Source organism: Ideonella lacteola, from assembly GCF_038066555.1.
Taxonomy (GTDB): Bacteria; Pseudomonadota; Gammaproteobacteria; order Burkholderiales; family Burkholderiaceae_C; genus Ideonella; species Ideonella lacteola.
In genome coordinates, this window is the sequence record NZ_JBBUTG010000001.1 from 511,557 (window position 1) to 526,993 (window position 15,437).

At 68.2% G+C, this 15,437-nt stretch carries 15 protein-coding genes and 1 riboswitch; of the genes, 7 read left to right on the top strand and 8 right to left on the bottom strand.

The window, feature by feature from the left end:
- Positions 1 to 238: 238 nt before the first annotated feature.
- The 7 genes from AACH06_RS02155 (at position 239) to AACH06_RS02185 (ending at position 7,780) form a co-directional block, all read left to right on the top strand.
- Positions 239 to 460, top strand: coding sequence for a hypothetical protein (locus AACH06_RS02155; protein ID WP_341423944.1), 222 nt, complete (start codon positions 239 to 241; stop codon positions 458 to 460).
- A 213-nt stretch (positions 461 to 673) separates the two neighbouring features.
- Positions 674 to 777, top strand: a riboswitch (TPP riboswitch).
- Positions 778 to 860: 83 nt separating this feature from the next.
- Entirely contained in the window at positions 861 to 2,765 is a 1,905-nt protein-coding gene (thiC, locus tag AACH06_RS02160) for a phosphomethylpyrimidine synthase ThiC (RefSeq protein WP_341423945.1), read from the top strand.
- Between the two features lie 4 nt (positions 2,766 to 2,769).
- Positions 2,770 to 3,816 carry an FAD-dependent oxidoreductase gene (locus AACH06_RS02165; RefSeq protein ID WP_341423946.1) on the top strand — a complete coding sequence of 349 codons (1,047 nt, stop codon included), beginning with the start codon at positions 2,770 to 2,772 and terminating at the stop codon, positions 3,814 to 3,816.
- Positions 3,813 to 4,040 carry a sulfur carrier protein ThiS gene (thiS, locus tag AACH06_RS02170; RefSeq protein WP_341423947.1) on the top strand — a complete coding sequence of 76 codons (228 nt, stop codon included), beginning with the start codon at positions 3,813 to 3,815 and terminating at the stop codon, positions 4,038 to 4,040. Before AACH06_RS02165 ends, thiS begins: the two co-directional genes overlap by 4 nt.
- Positions 4,041 to 4,044: 4 nt before the next feature.
- Positions 4,045 to 4,839 (top strand): thiazole synthase, encoded by a 795-nt coding sequence (locus AACH06_RS02175; RefSeq protein ID WP_341423949.1) that lies wholly within the window; start codon positions 4,045 to 4,047, stop codon positions 4,837 to 4,839.
- Positions 4,840 to 4,977: 138 nt separating this feature from the next.
- On the top strand, positions 4,978 to 6,138 hold the full coding sequence (locus AACH06_RS02180; protein WP_341423951.1) for a GGDEF domain-containing protein: 1,161 nt from the start codon (positions 4,978 to 4,980) through the stop codon (positions 6,136 to 6,138).
- Positions 6,139 to 6,217: 79 nt separating this feature from the next.
- Positions 6,218 to 7,780, top strand: a complete 1,563-nt coding sequence (locus AACH06_RS02185; protein WP_341423952.1) for a bifunctional hydroxymethylpyrimidine kinase/phosphomethylpyrimidine kinase — start codon at positions 6,218 to 6,220, stop codon at positions 7,778 to 7,780.
- A gap of 15 nt (positions 7,781 to 7,795) precedes the next feature.
- On the opposite strand, the gene AACH06_RS02190 is transcribed toward AACH06_RS02185, so the two are convergent.
- The 8 genes from AACH06_RS02190 to AACH06_RS02225 form a co-directional block, all read right to left on the bottom strand.
- Positions 7,796 to 8,377: an NADPH-dependent FMN reductase gene (locus tag AACH06_RS02190; RefSeq protein ID WP_341423953.1), complete on the bottom strand. Its 582-nt coding sequence runs from the start codon at positions 8,375 to 8,377 to the stop codon at positions 7,796 to 7,798.
- Between the two features lie 49 nt (positions 8,378 to 8,426).
- Positions 8,427 to 8,843 carry an acyl-CoA thioesterase gene (locus AACH06_RS02195; RefSeq protein WP_341423954.1) on the bottom strand — a complete coding sequence of 139 codons (417 nt, stop codon included), beginning with the start codon at positions 8,841 to 8,843 and terminating at the stop codon, positions 8,427 to 8,429.
- Between the two features lie 12 nt (positions 8,844 to 8,855).
- The gene (locus tag AACH06_RS02200) at positions 8,856 to 10,661 is read right to left on the bottom strand and encodes a feruloyl-CoA synthase (protein WP_341423955.1); all 1,806 of its coding nucleotides are present in this window, start codon (positions 10,659 to 10,661) and stop codon (positions 8,856 to 8,858) included.
- Between the two features lie 11 nt (positions 10,662 to 10,672).
- Positions 10,673 to 11,383 (bottom strand): ABC transporter ATP-binding protein, encoded by a 711-nt coding sequence (locus AACH06_RS02205; RefSeq protein WP_341423956.1) that lies wholly within the window; start codon positions 11,381 to 11,383, stop codon positions 10,673 to 10,675.
- Positions 11,380 to 12,129: an ABC transporter ATP-binding protein gene (locus tag AACH06_RS02210; protein ID WP_341423957.1), complete on the bottom strand. Its 750-nt coding sequence runs from the start codon at positions 12,127 to 12,129 to the stop codon at positions 11,380 to 11,382. Before AACH06_RS02210 ends, AACH06_RS02205 begins: the two co-directional genes overlap by 4 nt.
- Positions 12,126 to 13,103, bottom strand: coding sequence for a branched-chain amino acid ABC transporter permease (locus tag AACH06_RS02215; RefSeq protein ID WP_341423958.1), 978 nt, complete (start codon positions 13,101 to 13,103; stop codon positions 12,126 to 12,128). The genes AACH06_RS02210 and AACH06_RS02215 overlap by 4 nt, the downstream gene beginning before the upstream one ends.
- Before the next feature lie 4 nt (positions 13,104 to 13,107).
- Complete coding sequence (locus AACH06_RS02220) at positions 13,108 to 13,986, bottom strand: branched-chain amino acid ABC transporter permease (protein ID WP_341423959.1); 879 nt, start codon at positions 13,984 to 13,986, stop codon at positions 13,108 to 13,110.
- 179 nt (positions 13,987 to 14,165) lie between these two features.
- The gene (locus AACH06_RS02225) at positions 14,166 to 15,338 is read right to left on the bottom strand and encodes an ABC transporter substrate-binding protein (protein ID WP_341423961.1); all 1,173 of its coding nucleotides are present in this window, start codon (positions 15,336 to 15,338) and stop codon (positions 14,166 to 14,168) included.
- Positions 15,339 to 15,437: the final 99 nt, after the last annotated feature.

Below are 15,437 nucleotides of genomic sequence, written 5' to 3' on the forward strand. Positions count from 1 at the left end.
TTGCTGTCAGCGCATCGCGGCGGCAGGTCTTCACTCCCTGAAGGCTGATGAAGGTGCAGGCGGTGTGCCCCGCACCGCGGTCGCAGACGCTTCGCGTCTTCAGTTTCGACTGCGCATTTCCATCGCCTGTTGCGATCCCCTGTACGGCGCCTCCCCATTCGTGTCCCCCTTGGCAAGGCCTGCCTGCCGCGGGCAAGATCGCGCCGCCGCCAATGGTTGGCGGAAGAAGGGGACCAGATTGAAGTTCACGCAGGATGCATTGCTGGGTGCGGCGGCCACCATCGTGGCGGCCCGGTTGCAAGCGCAGGCTTTGAGCAAGTCGGCACCCGCGGCCGATGCCGAGAGCAGTGTGAGTCACATGTTGCTTCAGGCGATGACTGAAGTGCTCGCCAGCACCGAGCTGATGGAAGAGCACGCCAAGAACAACCTCGATCTCTGGGCCCGCGTGGGCACCGAGTAGCCGGGCCAGGCCTCTTGCCGACGGGTGCGCGGCAAGGGGCCGCGCCTGGCAGTACCCAGCCCCACGCCGGCCCGATCTCGATCGGGCCGGCCTGTATGGAGGGCCTGCGGTCCTCTTCGATCGGGCATGACGTGCCCGGTGTCGCTTTGCGGCGCATTCGAGTCGGGCCATACCCACCGCGTTGACAGGGCTCGGCTCGGCCACGCAGAATGCGCGCCTGCTCCGGGGTGCACGCATGGTGCGTGCTGAGACGGTTGATCCGAACCCGCGAACTTGAACCGGTTAGTACCGGCGTAAGAAGAGCCGTTGATCCTTGAGGCCCAGGGCACCGCTGCGCGCGGTGTGCGGGCTGCGGGGCGCACCTTCGGAGCAGCCATTCGATTGCCGCGAAGGACTGCCGATGAACGCCCCAGAACGCCTCGAAGAGCTGCTGTCGCTGACACGTGCTCCGTTCCCAGCCTCCCGCAAGATTCACCTCACTGGTTCGCGTGAAGACCTGCGTGTGCCCTTGCGCGAGGTGAGCCTCACCAATGGCGAGACGGTGACGCTCTACGACACGTCGGGCCCGTACACCGACCCTTTTGTCGCCATCGATGTCCGCCGCGGATTGCCCGCATCGCGTTCGCCGTGGATCGGCGAACGTGGTGACACCGAGCCTTACCCTGGTCGCGCGCATCAGGCGCTGGACGACGGCGCCCGCCACGTGGATCGGGCGGCAGACACGCTCGCTGCCCTGCGGGCCGAGGCCGCAGCGCTGCAACGCCCACCCAGGCGTGCGAAGCAGGGGGCCAACGTCACACAGATGCACTACGCACGTCGAGGCATCGTGACGCCGGAGATGGAGTTCGTCGCGCTGCGCGAGAACGGCCGCCGTGAGTGGATGGCGCAGTACCTGGCCGACGCGAAGCGCGAGCAGCGTCGTGCAGGCCACGGTATGGGGGCGATGCTGCCGCGTGGGCCCATCACCCCCGAGTTCGTGCGCGACGAGGTCGCGCGGGGGCGCGCGATCATCCCGGCGAACATCAATCACCCCGAGATCGAGCCGATGGCGATCGGCCGCAACTTCCTGGTGAAGATCAACGCCAACATCGGCAACTCGGCGGTCACCTCCAGCATCGAGGAAGAGGTGGAGAAGCTGGTCTGGGCGATCCGCTGGGGCGCCGACACGGTGATGGATCTGTCCACCGGCCGCCACATTCACACCACGCGCGACTGGATCGTGCGCAACTCGCCGGTGCCCATCGGCACGGTGCCGATCTACCAGGCCCTGGAGAAGGTCGGGGGCGTCGCCGAAGAGCTGACCTGGGCCATCTTCCGCGACACCTTGATCGAGCAGGCCGAGCAGGGGGTCGACTACTTCACCATCCATGCGGGCGTGCGCCTGCCGTTCATCCACCTCACCGCAGACCGGGTCACCGGCATCGTCTCGCGGGGGGGCTCGATCATGGCGAAGTGGTGCATCGCCCACCACCAGGAGAGCTTCCTTTACACGCACTTCGAAGAGATCTGCGAGATCATGAAGGCGTACGACGTGAGCTTCTCGCTCGGAGATGGCCTGCGCCCAGGCTGTGCTTCTGATGCGAACGACGAGGCCCAGTTCGCCGAGCTGCGCACCCTGGGTGAGCTGACGCAGATCGCCTGGAAGCACGACGTGCAGACGATGATCGAAGGCCCGGGCCATGTGCCGATGCACATGATCCAGGCCAACATGGACGAGCAGCTCAAGCACTGCCACGAAGCGCCGTTCTACACCCTGGGCCCGTTGACGATCGACATCGCGCCGGGCTACGACCACATCGCCAGCGCCATCGGGGCCGCGATGATCGGCTGGATGGGCACGGCGATGCTGTGCTACGTGACGCCGAAGGAGCATCTGGGCCTGCCGGATCGAGACGACGTCAAGCAGGGCATCATCGCCTACAAGATCGCCGCGCATGCGGCCGATGTCGCCAAGGGCCACCCCGGCTCGCGTGCACGTGACGATGCGCTCTCGAAGGCCCGCTTCGAGTTCCGCTGGACAGACCAGTTCAACCTCAGCCTCGACCCCGACACGGCCCGCGACTTCCACGACGAAACGCTGCCCAAGGACAGCAGCAAGGTGGCGCACTTCTGCTCGATGTGTGGCCCCAAGTTCTGCTCGATGAAGATCACGCAGGAGGTGCGCGACTATGCGGCCACGCTGGGCGTGAACGAGGCCGACGCGTTGCGCCAGGGCATGGCGGAGAAGTCCGGTCAGTTCCGGGCCGGCGGTGGCGAGATTTACATCCCGCTGCACCCTGACACCGCATCCCACGACAAGGCCTGACGCGATGGCCGTGACCTTGCAAGTGGGCGTGGCCGGTGCCGGCCTGCTGGGCCGGTTGGTGGCGTGGCGCCTGGCCCGAAAAGGCCACCGGGTGAGCGTGTTCGACCCCGCCGCCGGGCCGGAGCCCACCTTCGATGGTGCGGGCGCCGCCGCCTTCACTGCCGCCGGCCTGCTCAGCCCGCTGGCCGAGCGTGATGTGGCCAGCGACCGGGTGGCCCACCTGGGTTGGCGATCGATCATGCTGTGGCGCGGCATCGTGCAGGCGCTGCCACGCGCGCCACACTTTTCTGAACGCGGCAGTTTGCTGGTGGTTCACCGGGGCGACCTCGCCACCGCGCAGCGCACGCTGGCCCGATTGCCCGCCCCCGGCAGCGGGCCCAACGCGCCAGTGGTGTTGACTGGCGACAAGCTGGCGGCGGTCGAGCCGGCGCTTCGGGGTGTCTCCCACGCATGGCTGTTGCCGGGCGAGGCGCAGATCGACACGGTGCAGGCCATGCGCGCGCTGCACGACGACGCGTCCTCCGTCCATTGGCACTGGGGTGAGCGTGTGATCGGTGCGTCGCCTGGCGAGTTGCGCCTGGGTGACGGCAGTCGCCGTTGCTTCGATCTGGTCTTCGATCTGCGCGGCCTGGGGGCCCGGCCCGAGCTGCCCTTGCGTGGCGTGCGGGGTGAGACGGTGTGGCTGCGCTGCCCGGGCCATGGCCTCACCCGGCCACTGCGGCTGGTGCATCCGCGCCACCGCATCTACATGGCGCCTCGCCCTGGCGACACGCTGGTGATCGGCGCCAGCGAGGTCGAAAGCGAAGACCGCAGCGAGGTCTCGCTCAAGAGCGCGGTCGAGTTGATGTCGGCTGCTCAGAGCGTGATGCCGATCCTGCAGGAGGCTCGCATCCTGCGGCTTGATCGCAACCTGCGGCCCGCGCTGCCCGACCACGAGCCCCACCTCGACACCCAGCCGGGCCTGACGCGGATCAATGGCCTGTTTCGCCACGGCTGGCTGGTGGCGCCCGCCTTGGTGGATGACGCACTGCGTTCGGTGGAGCTGGCATGACGCCGCAGAGCTTCGGCGGCGAGGCGCCTGTCCTCGTCAATGGCCAGCCGGTCGAGGGCGCGGAAGGCGCCACGCTGGCCGACCTGCTGGCGCGCCTGGGCCAGCCGGCCGATGCCGTGGCCACAGCCCTGAACGGGCAGTTCGTGCCGCGCGCTGCGCGGGGTGAAGTCGGGCTCAGCCGTGGTGACCAGGTCACCGTGTTCAAGGCCATCGTCGGAGGTTGATGCGATGCCATTCGAGACATCCACCTGGTCGCTGTATGGCGACTTGCTGCACAGCCGCTTCCTGATCGGCAGCGCCGGCTATCCATCGCCCCAGGTGCTGCGAGATTCGATCGCGGCCGCCGGCTCGCAGGTGGTGACGGTCGGCCTGAAGCGCTCGTTGGCTGGTGGTGCGGGCGACAACGGCTTCGTCGACATCATCCGCGCCAGCGGAGCGCGGCTGCTGCCGAACACGGCCGGTTGCCGCAGCGCACGCGAGGCCGTGATGCTCGCGCACATGGCCCGCGAGCTGTTCGGCACGCGCTGGATCAAGCTCGAAGTCACTGGCGACGACCACACCCTGCAGCCCGACCCCTGGGAGCTGCTGGAAGCCGCCACCCAACTGGTGCGCGATGGTTTCCAGGTCTTTCCTTACTGCACGGACGATCTGGTGACCTGCCGGCGTCTGCTGGATGCAGGGTGCGAGCTCTTGATGCCCTGGGGCGCGCCGATCGGCTCGGGGCAGGGGCTGCTGAATCCATTCGCATTGCGCACGCTGCGTGAGCGGCTGCCCGGTGTGCCGCTGATCGTCGATGCCGGCATCGGCGCGCCGCACCATGCCGCACACGCCATGGAGCTGGGCTTCGATGGTGTGCTGTTGAACTCGGCGGTGGCCCAGGCCCGCGAGCCGGCGCGCATGGCGGCGGCCTTCGCCCACGCGATCCGGGGCGGGCGTCTGGGCTACGAGTCCGGCTTGATGGCGCCCCAGGACATGGCGGTGCCCAGCACCCCCGTGGCCGATGGGCCCTTGCTGATCGGATGAGAGGTCGAGGGCCCATGACCGCCTCACGCCCACAAGTTCACATCGCTCAACGGCTTGTTGCAAGCCGTCGAGGGCATTCCCTCCAGTTTGGCGGGCAAGGGTCGACAACGAACGGATCAGCCCGTTTCCGGTCGTCCCATGCCGCCTTCTTCCCCCAGCCCCGCCCCGACCACCCGTGTGATGTCGGGCGGCATGTCGCGTGGGGCGTTCTGGTTGATGCTGCGCAGGCTGGCCTTGTTCGCAGCATCGGCCGAGCTGGTGTACCTGGCGGTGTTCCTGGCGCTCGGAATGCCGGCGATGGCGCTCGCCTGTGCGGTGGGCTCGGCCACTTACGTGGTCGCGTATGTCTTGATGGGCTTGCGGTGGAACCACACCGCCGTGGTGCTGATGTGGGCCGAGGTGCTGACGCAGGCCGGCGTCTGCACGGTGCTGCTCGGATGGGCCAGCGGAGGGCATTACTTCCTGCTGGTGTTTCTGCCGGCGGTGGCGGTCAGCCGATCCCCGCGGCGCGCCCTGGCAGCGCTGATCTTTCTTTTGGCCGCCTACCTGTGTCTCGATGTGCTCGCCCACCGTGCGGCACCGGCCTATGCATTGAGCCCGGCCTCGCTGACCACCCTGCGTTGGCTCAGCATCGTGGTGGTGTTCGGCATGTTCACCTACACCGCGCGGTTCTACACCCGGCGGGTGCAGGACGCAGAAGAGCAGCTCTACGACATGGCCACCACCGACTCGCTCACCGGCCTGTGGAACCGGCGGCAGTTCCTGCAGCTCACCCATGCCGAGATCGACCGGGCCCGCCGGCACGGCACGCCGCTCGCACTGGTGCTGGCCGACATCGATCACTTCAAGCTCGTCAACGATCAGCACGGCCACGATACGGGCGACCAGGTCATCCGCCATGTGGCGGGGCTCATGCGCGGCCAGGCGCGTGGGGGCGATCTCATGGGCCGCTGGGGCGGCGAGGAGTTCGTGGCCCTGCTGCCGATGACCGACGGCACCGGTGCTCTCGAGTGGAGCGAGCGCGTGCGCAGCCGGGTCGAGCAGACGCCCTGCCGGCCCGACGGCCAGGCCGTGGAGGTGACGCTGTCGCTCGGTGTGTGCGAGCTGCTGGCTGGCCAGACGCTCGACCACGCGTTCAAGAATGCCGACGCGGCGCTTTATGCGGCCAAGAACGCCGGCCGCAATCGGGTGTGCGTGGCGCCCGCCGCATTGCCGGCTCAGCCGCCTGCGGCAGAGGTGCACCGCCAAGCGGCGGCCGCCCCGGGCGACCCGCGACCCGCGCCCTCCATCGCCGGCTGATTTCCTGTTTGATCCGCCGGGCCCCGGCTGCGGGGCATCGGCCCTGCGTTCGTGCGCCTGGCTTGTCCGTACGAACACCATGACACTTCCTCTCATCTGGAGCATCGCCGGCACCGATTCGGGTGGCGGCGCCGGCCTGGCGGCAGACCAGCGCGCCGCCGAAGCCTTCGGCGTTCACCTGTGCCCGGTGGTCTCTGCAGTCACCGCGCAGAACAGCATGGCCGTCACCTCGGTGCGGCCGGTCCCGGCCGATTGGCTCGATGCGCAGTTGGCCGCGTTGGCCGCCGATATGCCGCCTCGCGCCATCAAATGCGGCCTGCTGGGCAATGTCGACAACCTGCGGGTGCTGGTGCGCTGGCTCGATCAACTGCGGGCTGACCATGGGCCCATTCCCCTGATCGTCGACCCGGTGCTGGGCGCGTCCACGGGCCGTTCGTTTGCCAACGACGCGATGCTGGCCGCCTACCGGCACGAGCTGCTGCCGCGCACCACGCTGCTCACGCCCAACCGCCGCGAGGCCGCGCTGCTGCTGGGGGGCGTGCCCGACGAAGGGGGGCATGCAGCATGGCCTGCGCTCGCCCGAGCATTGCGCGCCATCGGCGTCCAGGCCGTGGCCATCACCGGCGGCGACAGCCCGGACCTGGCTCATCAGGCGCTCGACTGGATCGACACGCCGCAGGCCCAGGGCTGGCTCGCTGCCCCGCGGGTGCGCACGCCACATCACCACGGCACGGGCTGCACTTTTGCGACGAGCGCTGCGTCGGCCATCGCGCTGGGCCACGCGCCGGCCGATTCGCTGGTTCTGGCCAAGATGGCGACGCTGCATGCGCTGCGACACGCCGGCCCGGTGGGGCAGGGGGCCGGGCCGGTGCGTGCCCGCGTGGGCTTTGCCACCGACGTGGGCTGCATGCCGCAAATGTCGTGGGGCGAGGCGCTAGAGGCGCTGACGCCGGTGGCCTTGCCGGACGAGGCCGAGCGCCGCGAGCCGTTGGGGCTCTACGCCATCGTTGACAGCAGCGAGCGGGTCCAACAGGTGCTGGACGCTGGCGTGCGCACCGTCCAGCTGCGCATCAAGGCGGGCAGTGTCGATGAGCCTGCCCTGCGCCAACACATCAACCAGACGATCGACCAGTGCCGAGCCGTGGGCGCTCAGCTCTTCATCAACGACCACTGGGCCCTGGCCTGTGAGCTGGGTGCGCCGGGCGTTCACCTCGGGCAGGAAGACCTGCAGGCCCTGGGCGAGGCAGGCCGGGCCGAGCTGAGGGCCAGCGGTGTGGCACTGGGCATCAGCTCGCACAGCCTGTGGGAGCTGGCGCGGGCTCGCTCGCTGGGGCCGCGCTACATCGCCTGTGGGCCGGTGTGGCCCACGCTCACCAAGGCCATGCCCTGGCGTTCACAAGGCCTGGACAACCTCAGCTGGTGGTGCCGGATGGCCGGGCACCCGGTGGTCGCGATCGGGGGCATCCTCGCGCCCGATCAGGCCCGCGCGGCCGCGGCCTGTGGTGCGGCCGGCGTGTGTGTCGTGCGGGGGCTGGGCCACCGCCTGGAGGCGACGGTGCCGGGCTTCGTCGAAGCGCTGCGCGGCGGTGCGCTCCATCCCTCTCGCGAGGTGCCGGAGCTGCCGCACCCTGTGCTGGGCTGATCGGCCTCAGCGGCCTCAGCGGCCCAGGCGCCCGGCTGCCGAGAGCAAGGCATCAACCACGCCGGCCACCGCAGCGGCGGTCTTCGGGTCTTTCAGTGCCCCCGCGTCGTCGAAGGCTTCGCCGGCCCTGCTGAGGGCGTTCTGCTGGGGCAGTACCAGCATCTGAAAGTTCATCTGCAGGTACTGGCGCAGAAGGTTCATCGAGCGCAGGCCACCGAGTGCGCCCGGCGAGGCAGAGAGCAAGGCCACCGGCTTGTTGGTGGTGGTGGACAGGGCGGCAGGCAGCCCTTCGCCGGCAGGCAGCCGGGAGAGCCAGTCGAAGGCGTTGATCACCAGTGGCGTCGGAAACCCGTTGTACTCGGGCGTCACGAGCAGCAGGGCGTCCGATGAGGCGAGCGCCGCGTGCAAGGTGCGCGCGCTGGCCGGCACGCCCTGCGCCGCTTCGAGATCGCCGTCGTAGACGGGCAGGTTCAAGGCGCGCAGGTCGAAGGCCTGAACTTCGGCACCGCGATCGCGGGCCATGCCGCCGGCCACGTGCGCCAGGCGCAGGTTGAACGAGCCTTGGCGCTGGCTGCCGGAGATGACGAGCAGTTTCATGGTGTCTTCCTGGTGGTGGCGGTGGGGCCGTGGTGCAGCCGGGCGCGGCTCACTGGCACAGGGCCTTGATGTCCTCGGGGATCGGGATCGACTTGAGCTTGTAGCTACCGGGGATTCGCACGACGAAGGCGCGCGTCTCGCGGCCCTCGCAGAGCAATTCGCCATCGCGCAGGATGCGGTGGTGCTGGATCAGCACCTTCTCGCGCCACTCTTCGACATGCGTGTGCACCTCCAGCGTCTGGCCATAGGTGGCGGGGCGCAGGAATTTGGTGTTGATCTCCAACAGCGGCGTGCCCACGATGCCACGCGTCATCTCCAGCTCACGCCAGGGCGGCACACCGCAGGCCATGAAGAAGGCCAGCGAGGCCTGGTCCATCCAGCGCGAGAAGTTGGGAAAGAAGACGATGCCTGCGGGGTCGCAGTCACCGAAGTGCACGTCGACACGGTGGATGTGGGTCTTGCTCATCGACAGGCGGATCTACAGGCAGATCAGATCGGGGTGATGCGCCTGACTGTACAAGGCCAACACCTGATCGGCCCGGCGGGCCAGCACGGCGCGCTGGTTGATGTAGCCCTTGTCGGTGATCTCGCCTGCGTCCGCCTGCGGTGGCTCGGCCAGCAGGAGGGCCCGCGCCGGCGACTGCGAGCTGCCGCCGCCCTCGGCGCGCAAGGCCCGCAGCGCGGCGCGGACCTTGTCGTGGCGTTCGTTCGCATCCATTGCTTTGGCGGCCGGGCTCGGGAAGACCAGCAGGCCCACCTCTTCGCGGTCGTGGCCGGTGACGACCACATCGGCTGCCAGCGGCGAGAGGGCGGCCACTGCCCGCAGGCGCAGCGTGCCCACCGACACCCAGGTGCCGCTCATCAGCTTGAAGTCTTCGGCCACCCGTCCATCGAAGGCCACCCCTAGGCTCGGGTTGGCACTGTCGACCAGCTTGCCCGCGTCGCCGATCAGGTAGTAGCCCTCTTCGTCGAAGGCTTTTGCCGTGAGATCCGGTGCGTCGCGGTAGCCGGGAAAGACGTTGGGGCCCCGCACCCGCATTTCGAGCTTGTCGCCGCTGGGCACCAATTTCAAGTCAACGCCAGGCAGGGGCGCGCCGATGCAGCCGGCCCGCTCGATGGCCCAGTGCACGCTTGTGACCGCGGGCGAGGTTTCGGTCGAGCCCCACGACGAGGTGAACCAGAGAGGGCGATCGCGCAGCCGCATGGCCACCGCCTCGATGCGATGCCACACGCTCTGGGGCAGGGCGGCACCCGCATAGAACAGGCCTTCGAGGGGCCCGAAGAACTGGCGCGCGAAGTCTTCGTCGCTCTCCAGGAACGGCAGCAGCATGTCAAAGCCGCGTGGCACGTTGAAGTAGAGGTTGGGCTTCACCTCGCGCAGGTTGGCCACGGTTTTCTCCACCAGGCCCGGCATCGGCCGTCCTTCATCGATGTACAGGCTGCCTCCGTGGGCCAGGACGAGGTTGAAGTTGTGGTTGGCGCCGAAGGTGTGGCTCCAGGGCAGCCAGTCCAGCAGGCGCAAAGGGTGGCGATTCAGGAAGGGCCACACCTGAGTCATCTGCTGTTGGTTGGCGCACAGCATGCGGTGGGTGTTGATCACCACCTTGGGCGTGCCGGTCGAGCCGCTGGTCAGCAGGTACTTGGCATGCGTCTGCGGTGTGATGCGCTCGAAGGCCTGGCGAACGGCCTCCGATTCGACCGCCTGGGCCAGCTGTGCGAAATCGATGGCGCCGGGCAACTCGGTGGCACCGCGGCTGAGCACCACCGGGCACTGACCCCGGCCGGCCCAGGCGGAAATCGGCGGGCCGTAGACACTGGGTTCAGCGGCATAGACCAGCGCGGGCGCCAGGGTGTCGAGAATGGTGTGGACCTTGGTGTAGTCCTTGGTCAGGCGGCAGTAGGCACTCGACACGGTGCAGACGGTGCGGCCCAGGTGCATCGTGGCCAGCGCGAGCAGGGCATGGTCGACGCTGTTGTCTGACAGCACCACCACCGGCTGGCTCGGCGGCAGGTCGAGGTCGATCAGGCCCTGGGCGATGCGGCCCACCTCGGCCCGCGCCTGGGCGTAGCTGAAGGTGCGCCAGCCGGCCCCCTGCCGCTCGGCCAGAAAGAGAGCATCCGGCGTGGTGTGGGCCCAGTGCTCCAGCCAGTCGCCGATGCAGCGTGCGAAGGGCTGCAAGGGTTCGGCGCTGCGCAGCACGAAGCCGCCGCCCGGCAGCGCTTGCCGCAACACCCGAGCAGGCGCCAGTGCGCCCGCATCGCCGAAGGGACGGATCTCGCTCATGCGTCTTCTCCTCACACACCCAAACAGGCGGCCAGTTCGCTGCTGCCCGCGAGCGCCGGGGCATCGCCGGCCAGAACGACCTGGCCTTTTTGCAGCACCACCAGGCGATCGGCCTGTGATGCCACCTTGCGGTAATCGCGATCGACGATCAGCGTAGCGATGCCGCTGGCGCGGATGTCGCCGATCACGCGCCATATCTCGGCCACGATCAGCGGCGCCAGGCCTTCCGTGGCCTCGTCCAGGATGATCAGGTCGGGGTGCGTCATCAGCACGCGGCCGATCGACAGCATCTGTTGCTCACCGCCGGAGAGCTGGCCGCCCAGGTGGCCCAGCCGTTCGGCCAGACGCGGAAAGGTGGCCAGCGTTCGATCGAGCGTCCAGTCGTGCCGACCCTCGCGGCTGGGGCGCGCCGCCATCACCAGGTTCTCGCGCACGCTGAGGTTGGGAAACACGCCTCGGCCTTCCGGCACGTAGCCGATGCCGGCTCGCGCCACTTGATGGGGCGCCGCGCGTGACATGTCCTGCCCTCGCACGGCGATGTGGCCCTCACGCTGCTTCACATGGCCGAGCAGGGTGCGGATGAGGGTGGATTTGCCCATGCCGTTGCGGCCCAGCAGCCCCACCGTCTCGCCGGGCTTCACCTCGATGTCCACCCCATGCAGCACATGGCTGGAGCCGTACCAGGCGTGAATGCCGCTGGCGTGAAGCAGGCTGGCGCTCATCCGTGGCCCCCGAGGTAGGCCGCTTGCACGGCGGGATCGTTGCGGATGGACTCGGGCACGGCCGAGGCGACCACGGCGCCGTTGACCATCACCGTGATCCAGTCGGCGATGCGGAAGACCGCGTCCATGTCGTGCTCCACCAGCAGCGTGGCGTGGCTCGGGCGCAGGTCGGCCAGCAGCGCGAGCATGCGTTCGGTCTCTTCGGCGCCCATTCCGGCCAAGGGCTCGTCCAGCAGCAGCACGGTGGGCGAGGTGGCCAGGCACATGGCGATTTCCAACTGCCGCTTCTGGCCATGGCTGAGCAGCCCGGCCGGGCGATCGAGCACCGGCTGCAGCCCGGCGCGACTGGCGGCCCGATGGGCGGCGTCCAGGCTGCGCCCGCAGTGCGCGGCCGATTGCCACCAGGCCCATGGGCGCTGGTGCGCGGCCTGCGCCGCCAGGCGGCAGTTCTCCAGCACGCTGAAGCCCGGGAAAATGGTGTTGCGCTGGTAGCTGCGGCCGAGCCCGGCGCGGGCCCGTCGAGGCTGCGCCCAACTGGTGACATCCTGGCCCTGCAGTTCCACACGGCCGGCCGACGCGGCGATCTCGCCCGACAACATGTTGATGAGGGTCGATTTGCCCGCACCGTTGGTGCCGATCACGGCATGCACCTGGCCCTGCGCGAAATCGAGTGACACGCGGTCGACCGCGACCAGGCCACCCCAGCGCCGTGTGAGGCCTTCGCAGCGCAGCAGCGGGGCGCTCATGCGCGGTCTCCGAACAGGCGCTGGCGCACCAGGGCCGGCAGGCCGATCAGCCCGTGCGGCAACAGCGCCACGCAGGCGATGATCGTGAGGCCGAGGGCCAGATGCCAGTGCTTGGCCAGGCTGCCGAACACCGCCTCGCTCTGGAACAGCTCCTGAAGCAGGGTGAAGGCGAACGCCCCGATGACGGCGCCGCGCAGGTGCCCCAGCCCGCCGAGGATGATCATGATCAGCACCGAGCCCGACAGGTGCCACGACAGCAGCTCCGGGTTGACGAAGCCGTCTTTCACCGCGAACAGAAAGCCGGCCAGGCCCGCCAGGCCGCCCGAGATCACGAAGGCGGCCAGCTTGTACGGGTACGTCGAGTAGCCCGCCGCGCGCATGCGTTGCTCGTTGGCATGGATGCCGGCCAGCGCGCGGCCGAAGCGCGAGCGGGACAACTGCGCCAGCAGGCCGAATGCCAAGGCGAGACAGCCCCACACCAGGTAGTAGAAGGGGACCGGCCGGTCCACATCCAGCAGCGTCACGCCGCCGATCGCCAGCGTGGGCTTGAAGTACAGGTAGATGCCATCGGTGCCGCCGCCCAGCGGGGTGTCGTGCACGACGTAGTACGCCATCTGGGCGAACGCGAGCGTGACCATGATGAAGTAGACACCCTTGGTGCGAAGCGAAAGCGCGCCCATCACCAGCGCATACAGGGCGGACACGCCCACGCATGCGGGCAGCAGCCACCACATCGATGCCGAATCAGATTCTGGCGACAGCTTCACCGCCGCATAGCCTGCCAGCCCGAAGAGGGCAGATTGCCCAAAGCACACCAGCCCGGTCATCCCCACCAGCAGCTCCAGGCTGAGCGCGAGGATCGCGAAGATCATGATCTTGGTGACCAGATCCACCGCGAAGCTGCCGCCCCACTGGGGCACCAACGCGAGGGCAATCGCCCCCGCGACGATGAAAAGATGCTTGCCTGCCGTCATCGCATCAGGCCTTGAACAGCCCATCGGGCTTCCACAGCAGGATGAGTGCCATCAGCACATACACCAGCACCCCCGCCGCCTGCGGGAAGACGACCTTGCCGAAGGTGTCGACCAGGCCAATCAGCAAGGCCGCCAGCAGGGCACCTCGGATCGAACCGATCCCGCCAATGACCACCACCACGAAGCAGATGATCAGCACCTGGTTGCCCATGCCCGGGTAGACGGACGAGACCGGCGCAGCCACCATGCCGGCCAGCACCGCCAGGGCCACGCCGGCGGCGAAAACGACGCGGTAGAGAAACTTGATGTCGATGCCCAGCGACTGCACCATCTCGCGGTTGCTGGCACCGGCGCGGATCATCATGCCCAGCCGTGTCTTGGTGAACACGAACCACATGCCAAGTGCCAGCAGCAGGCACACGCCCGACATGAACAGGCGGTAGACCGGGTAGCTCATCAGCTCACCGAGCGCGATGCTGCCCGAGAGCCAGTCGGGTGGCGCGACGCTGTGCACGTCGTCGCCCACCAGGATCGAGCGCAGCTCTTCGAACACCAGGATGAGGCCGTAGGTCATCAGCACCTGCTGCAGGTGCTCGCGCTCGTACAGGAAGCTGAAGAAGGCCCACTCCAGCACATAGCCCAGGGCCACCGCCAGCACCACGCCCACCGCCAGCGTGGCGAAGAACCCGCCGCCGAGCGTGGCGGCCACCGCCGGGGCCAGCGCGTACGCCATGTAGGCGCCGATCATGTAGAAGCTGCCGTGCGCCAGGTTGATGACGCCCATGATGCCGAAAATGAGCGTGAGACCTGACGCCACGAGGAACAGCAGCAGGCCGTACTGCAGCGCATTCAGGCACTGCACCAAGAAGGTGGCTAAATCCATCGGTGCGAGGTCAAAGCCCTATGGGGGGCTGTGAGGTGGGCTGTGATGTGGGCCGTGATGTGGGTGGCGCGTTGAGTGACGCGGTGCGGCGCAAGGCGCCGGCGTTGGCGCGGCGGCCCGGGCCGGTGGCGGTGGCTGGGGCGCTTTGTGAAGACGACGCCCCGCCGCTCATGCAGGCGTCAGAGCTTGCAGCCGCGTGCCGGATCGGCCAAGCCTTTCGAGGCCACGCCGACCACCTTGTTTTCTTTGCCGACCACTTGGCGCAGATAGAAATCCTGCACCGGGTTGCCCGCCTTGCTGATGCTGAACGCGCCGCGCGGGCTGTCGATCTTGGCCTTCTGCACCGCGGCCGCGAACTCTGCCTTCTTGCTCACGTCGCCTTTCACCGCCGCCAGGCCGATACCCAGGATCTGGCCCGCGTCGTATCCCTGCACGGCGTAGACATCCGGCTGCAGCTTGTAGGTCTTGGCGTAGGCCAGGCGGAAGGCGTTGTCGCGGGGCGTGTTCAGGCTGTCACCGTAGTGCAGGGCGGTGAACAACCCTTCGGCGTCGGCGCCTTGGGCTTCGAGCGTGCCATCGGTGAGGAAGCCCGAACCGTACAGCGGGATGTTTTTCTTCAGGCCCGCCGCGGCGTAGTCTTTGACGAACTTCACCGCGCCGGCGCCGGCGAAGAAGGTGAACACAGCGTCGGGTTTGGTGGCCGCGATCTCGGTGAGCAGCGCCTGGAACTCGACATTGGGGAAGGGCAGCGACAAGTCTTTCACCACCTGCCCCCCGGCCTTCTCGAAGGCCTCTTTGAAGCCCTTGACGGACTCATCGCCCGCGGCGTACTTCCAGGTGATGGTGACGACCTTCTTGTGCCCCTTCTTCGCCATCACCTCGCCCATGGCGTAGCCTGGCTGCCAGTTCGAAAACGAGCTGCGCACGATGTTCGGGCCGCACAGCGGCCCGGTGACGGCGTCCGCGCCGGCGTTGGGGACGACGAGCAGGGTGTTGGTTTCCTTGGCGACCTTCGCCATCGCCATGGCCACGCCCGAGTGCACCGTGCCCACGAGCACATCGACCTGATCGCGTTTGACCAGCTTGTTCACGTTGTCGGTGGCTTTGGCGGGGTCGCTCTCGTCATCGACCTTGAAGAACTCGACCTCGCGACCGCCCAACTTGCCCCCTTGCTCGCTGACGTACAGCCGCAGCCCGTTCTCAATGGCGTTGCCCAGTGCCGCGTAGGTGCCGGTGTAGGGCAGCATCAGGCCCACCTTGAGCTTGGTGGTGGTCTGGGCCGCCAGCGGGCCGGTGGCGAGGGCGCACACCGCCAGGCTGGCGAGGGCGAGAAGGGTACGGCGCGGGGTCATCGAAAGTCTCCGTTGAATGGTCGAGCGAGGGTATTCGCAGCCGCCGTCGGGCGCCGCTAGGGCAAGCACCGGCGTTTGAAGATGCATCATCTTGCTTAA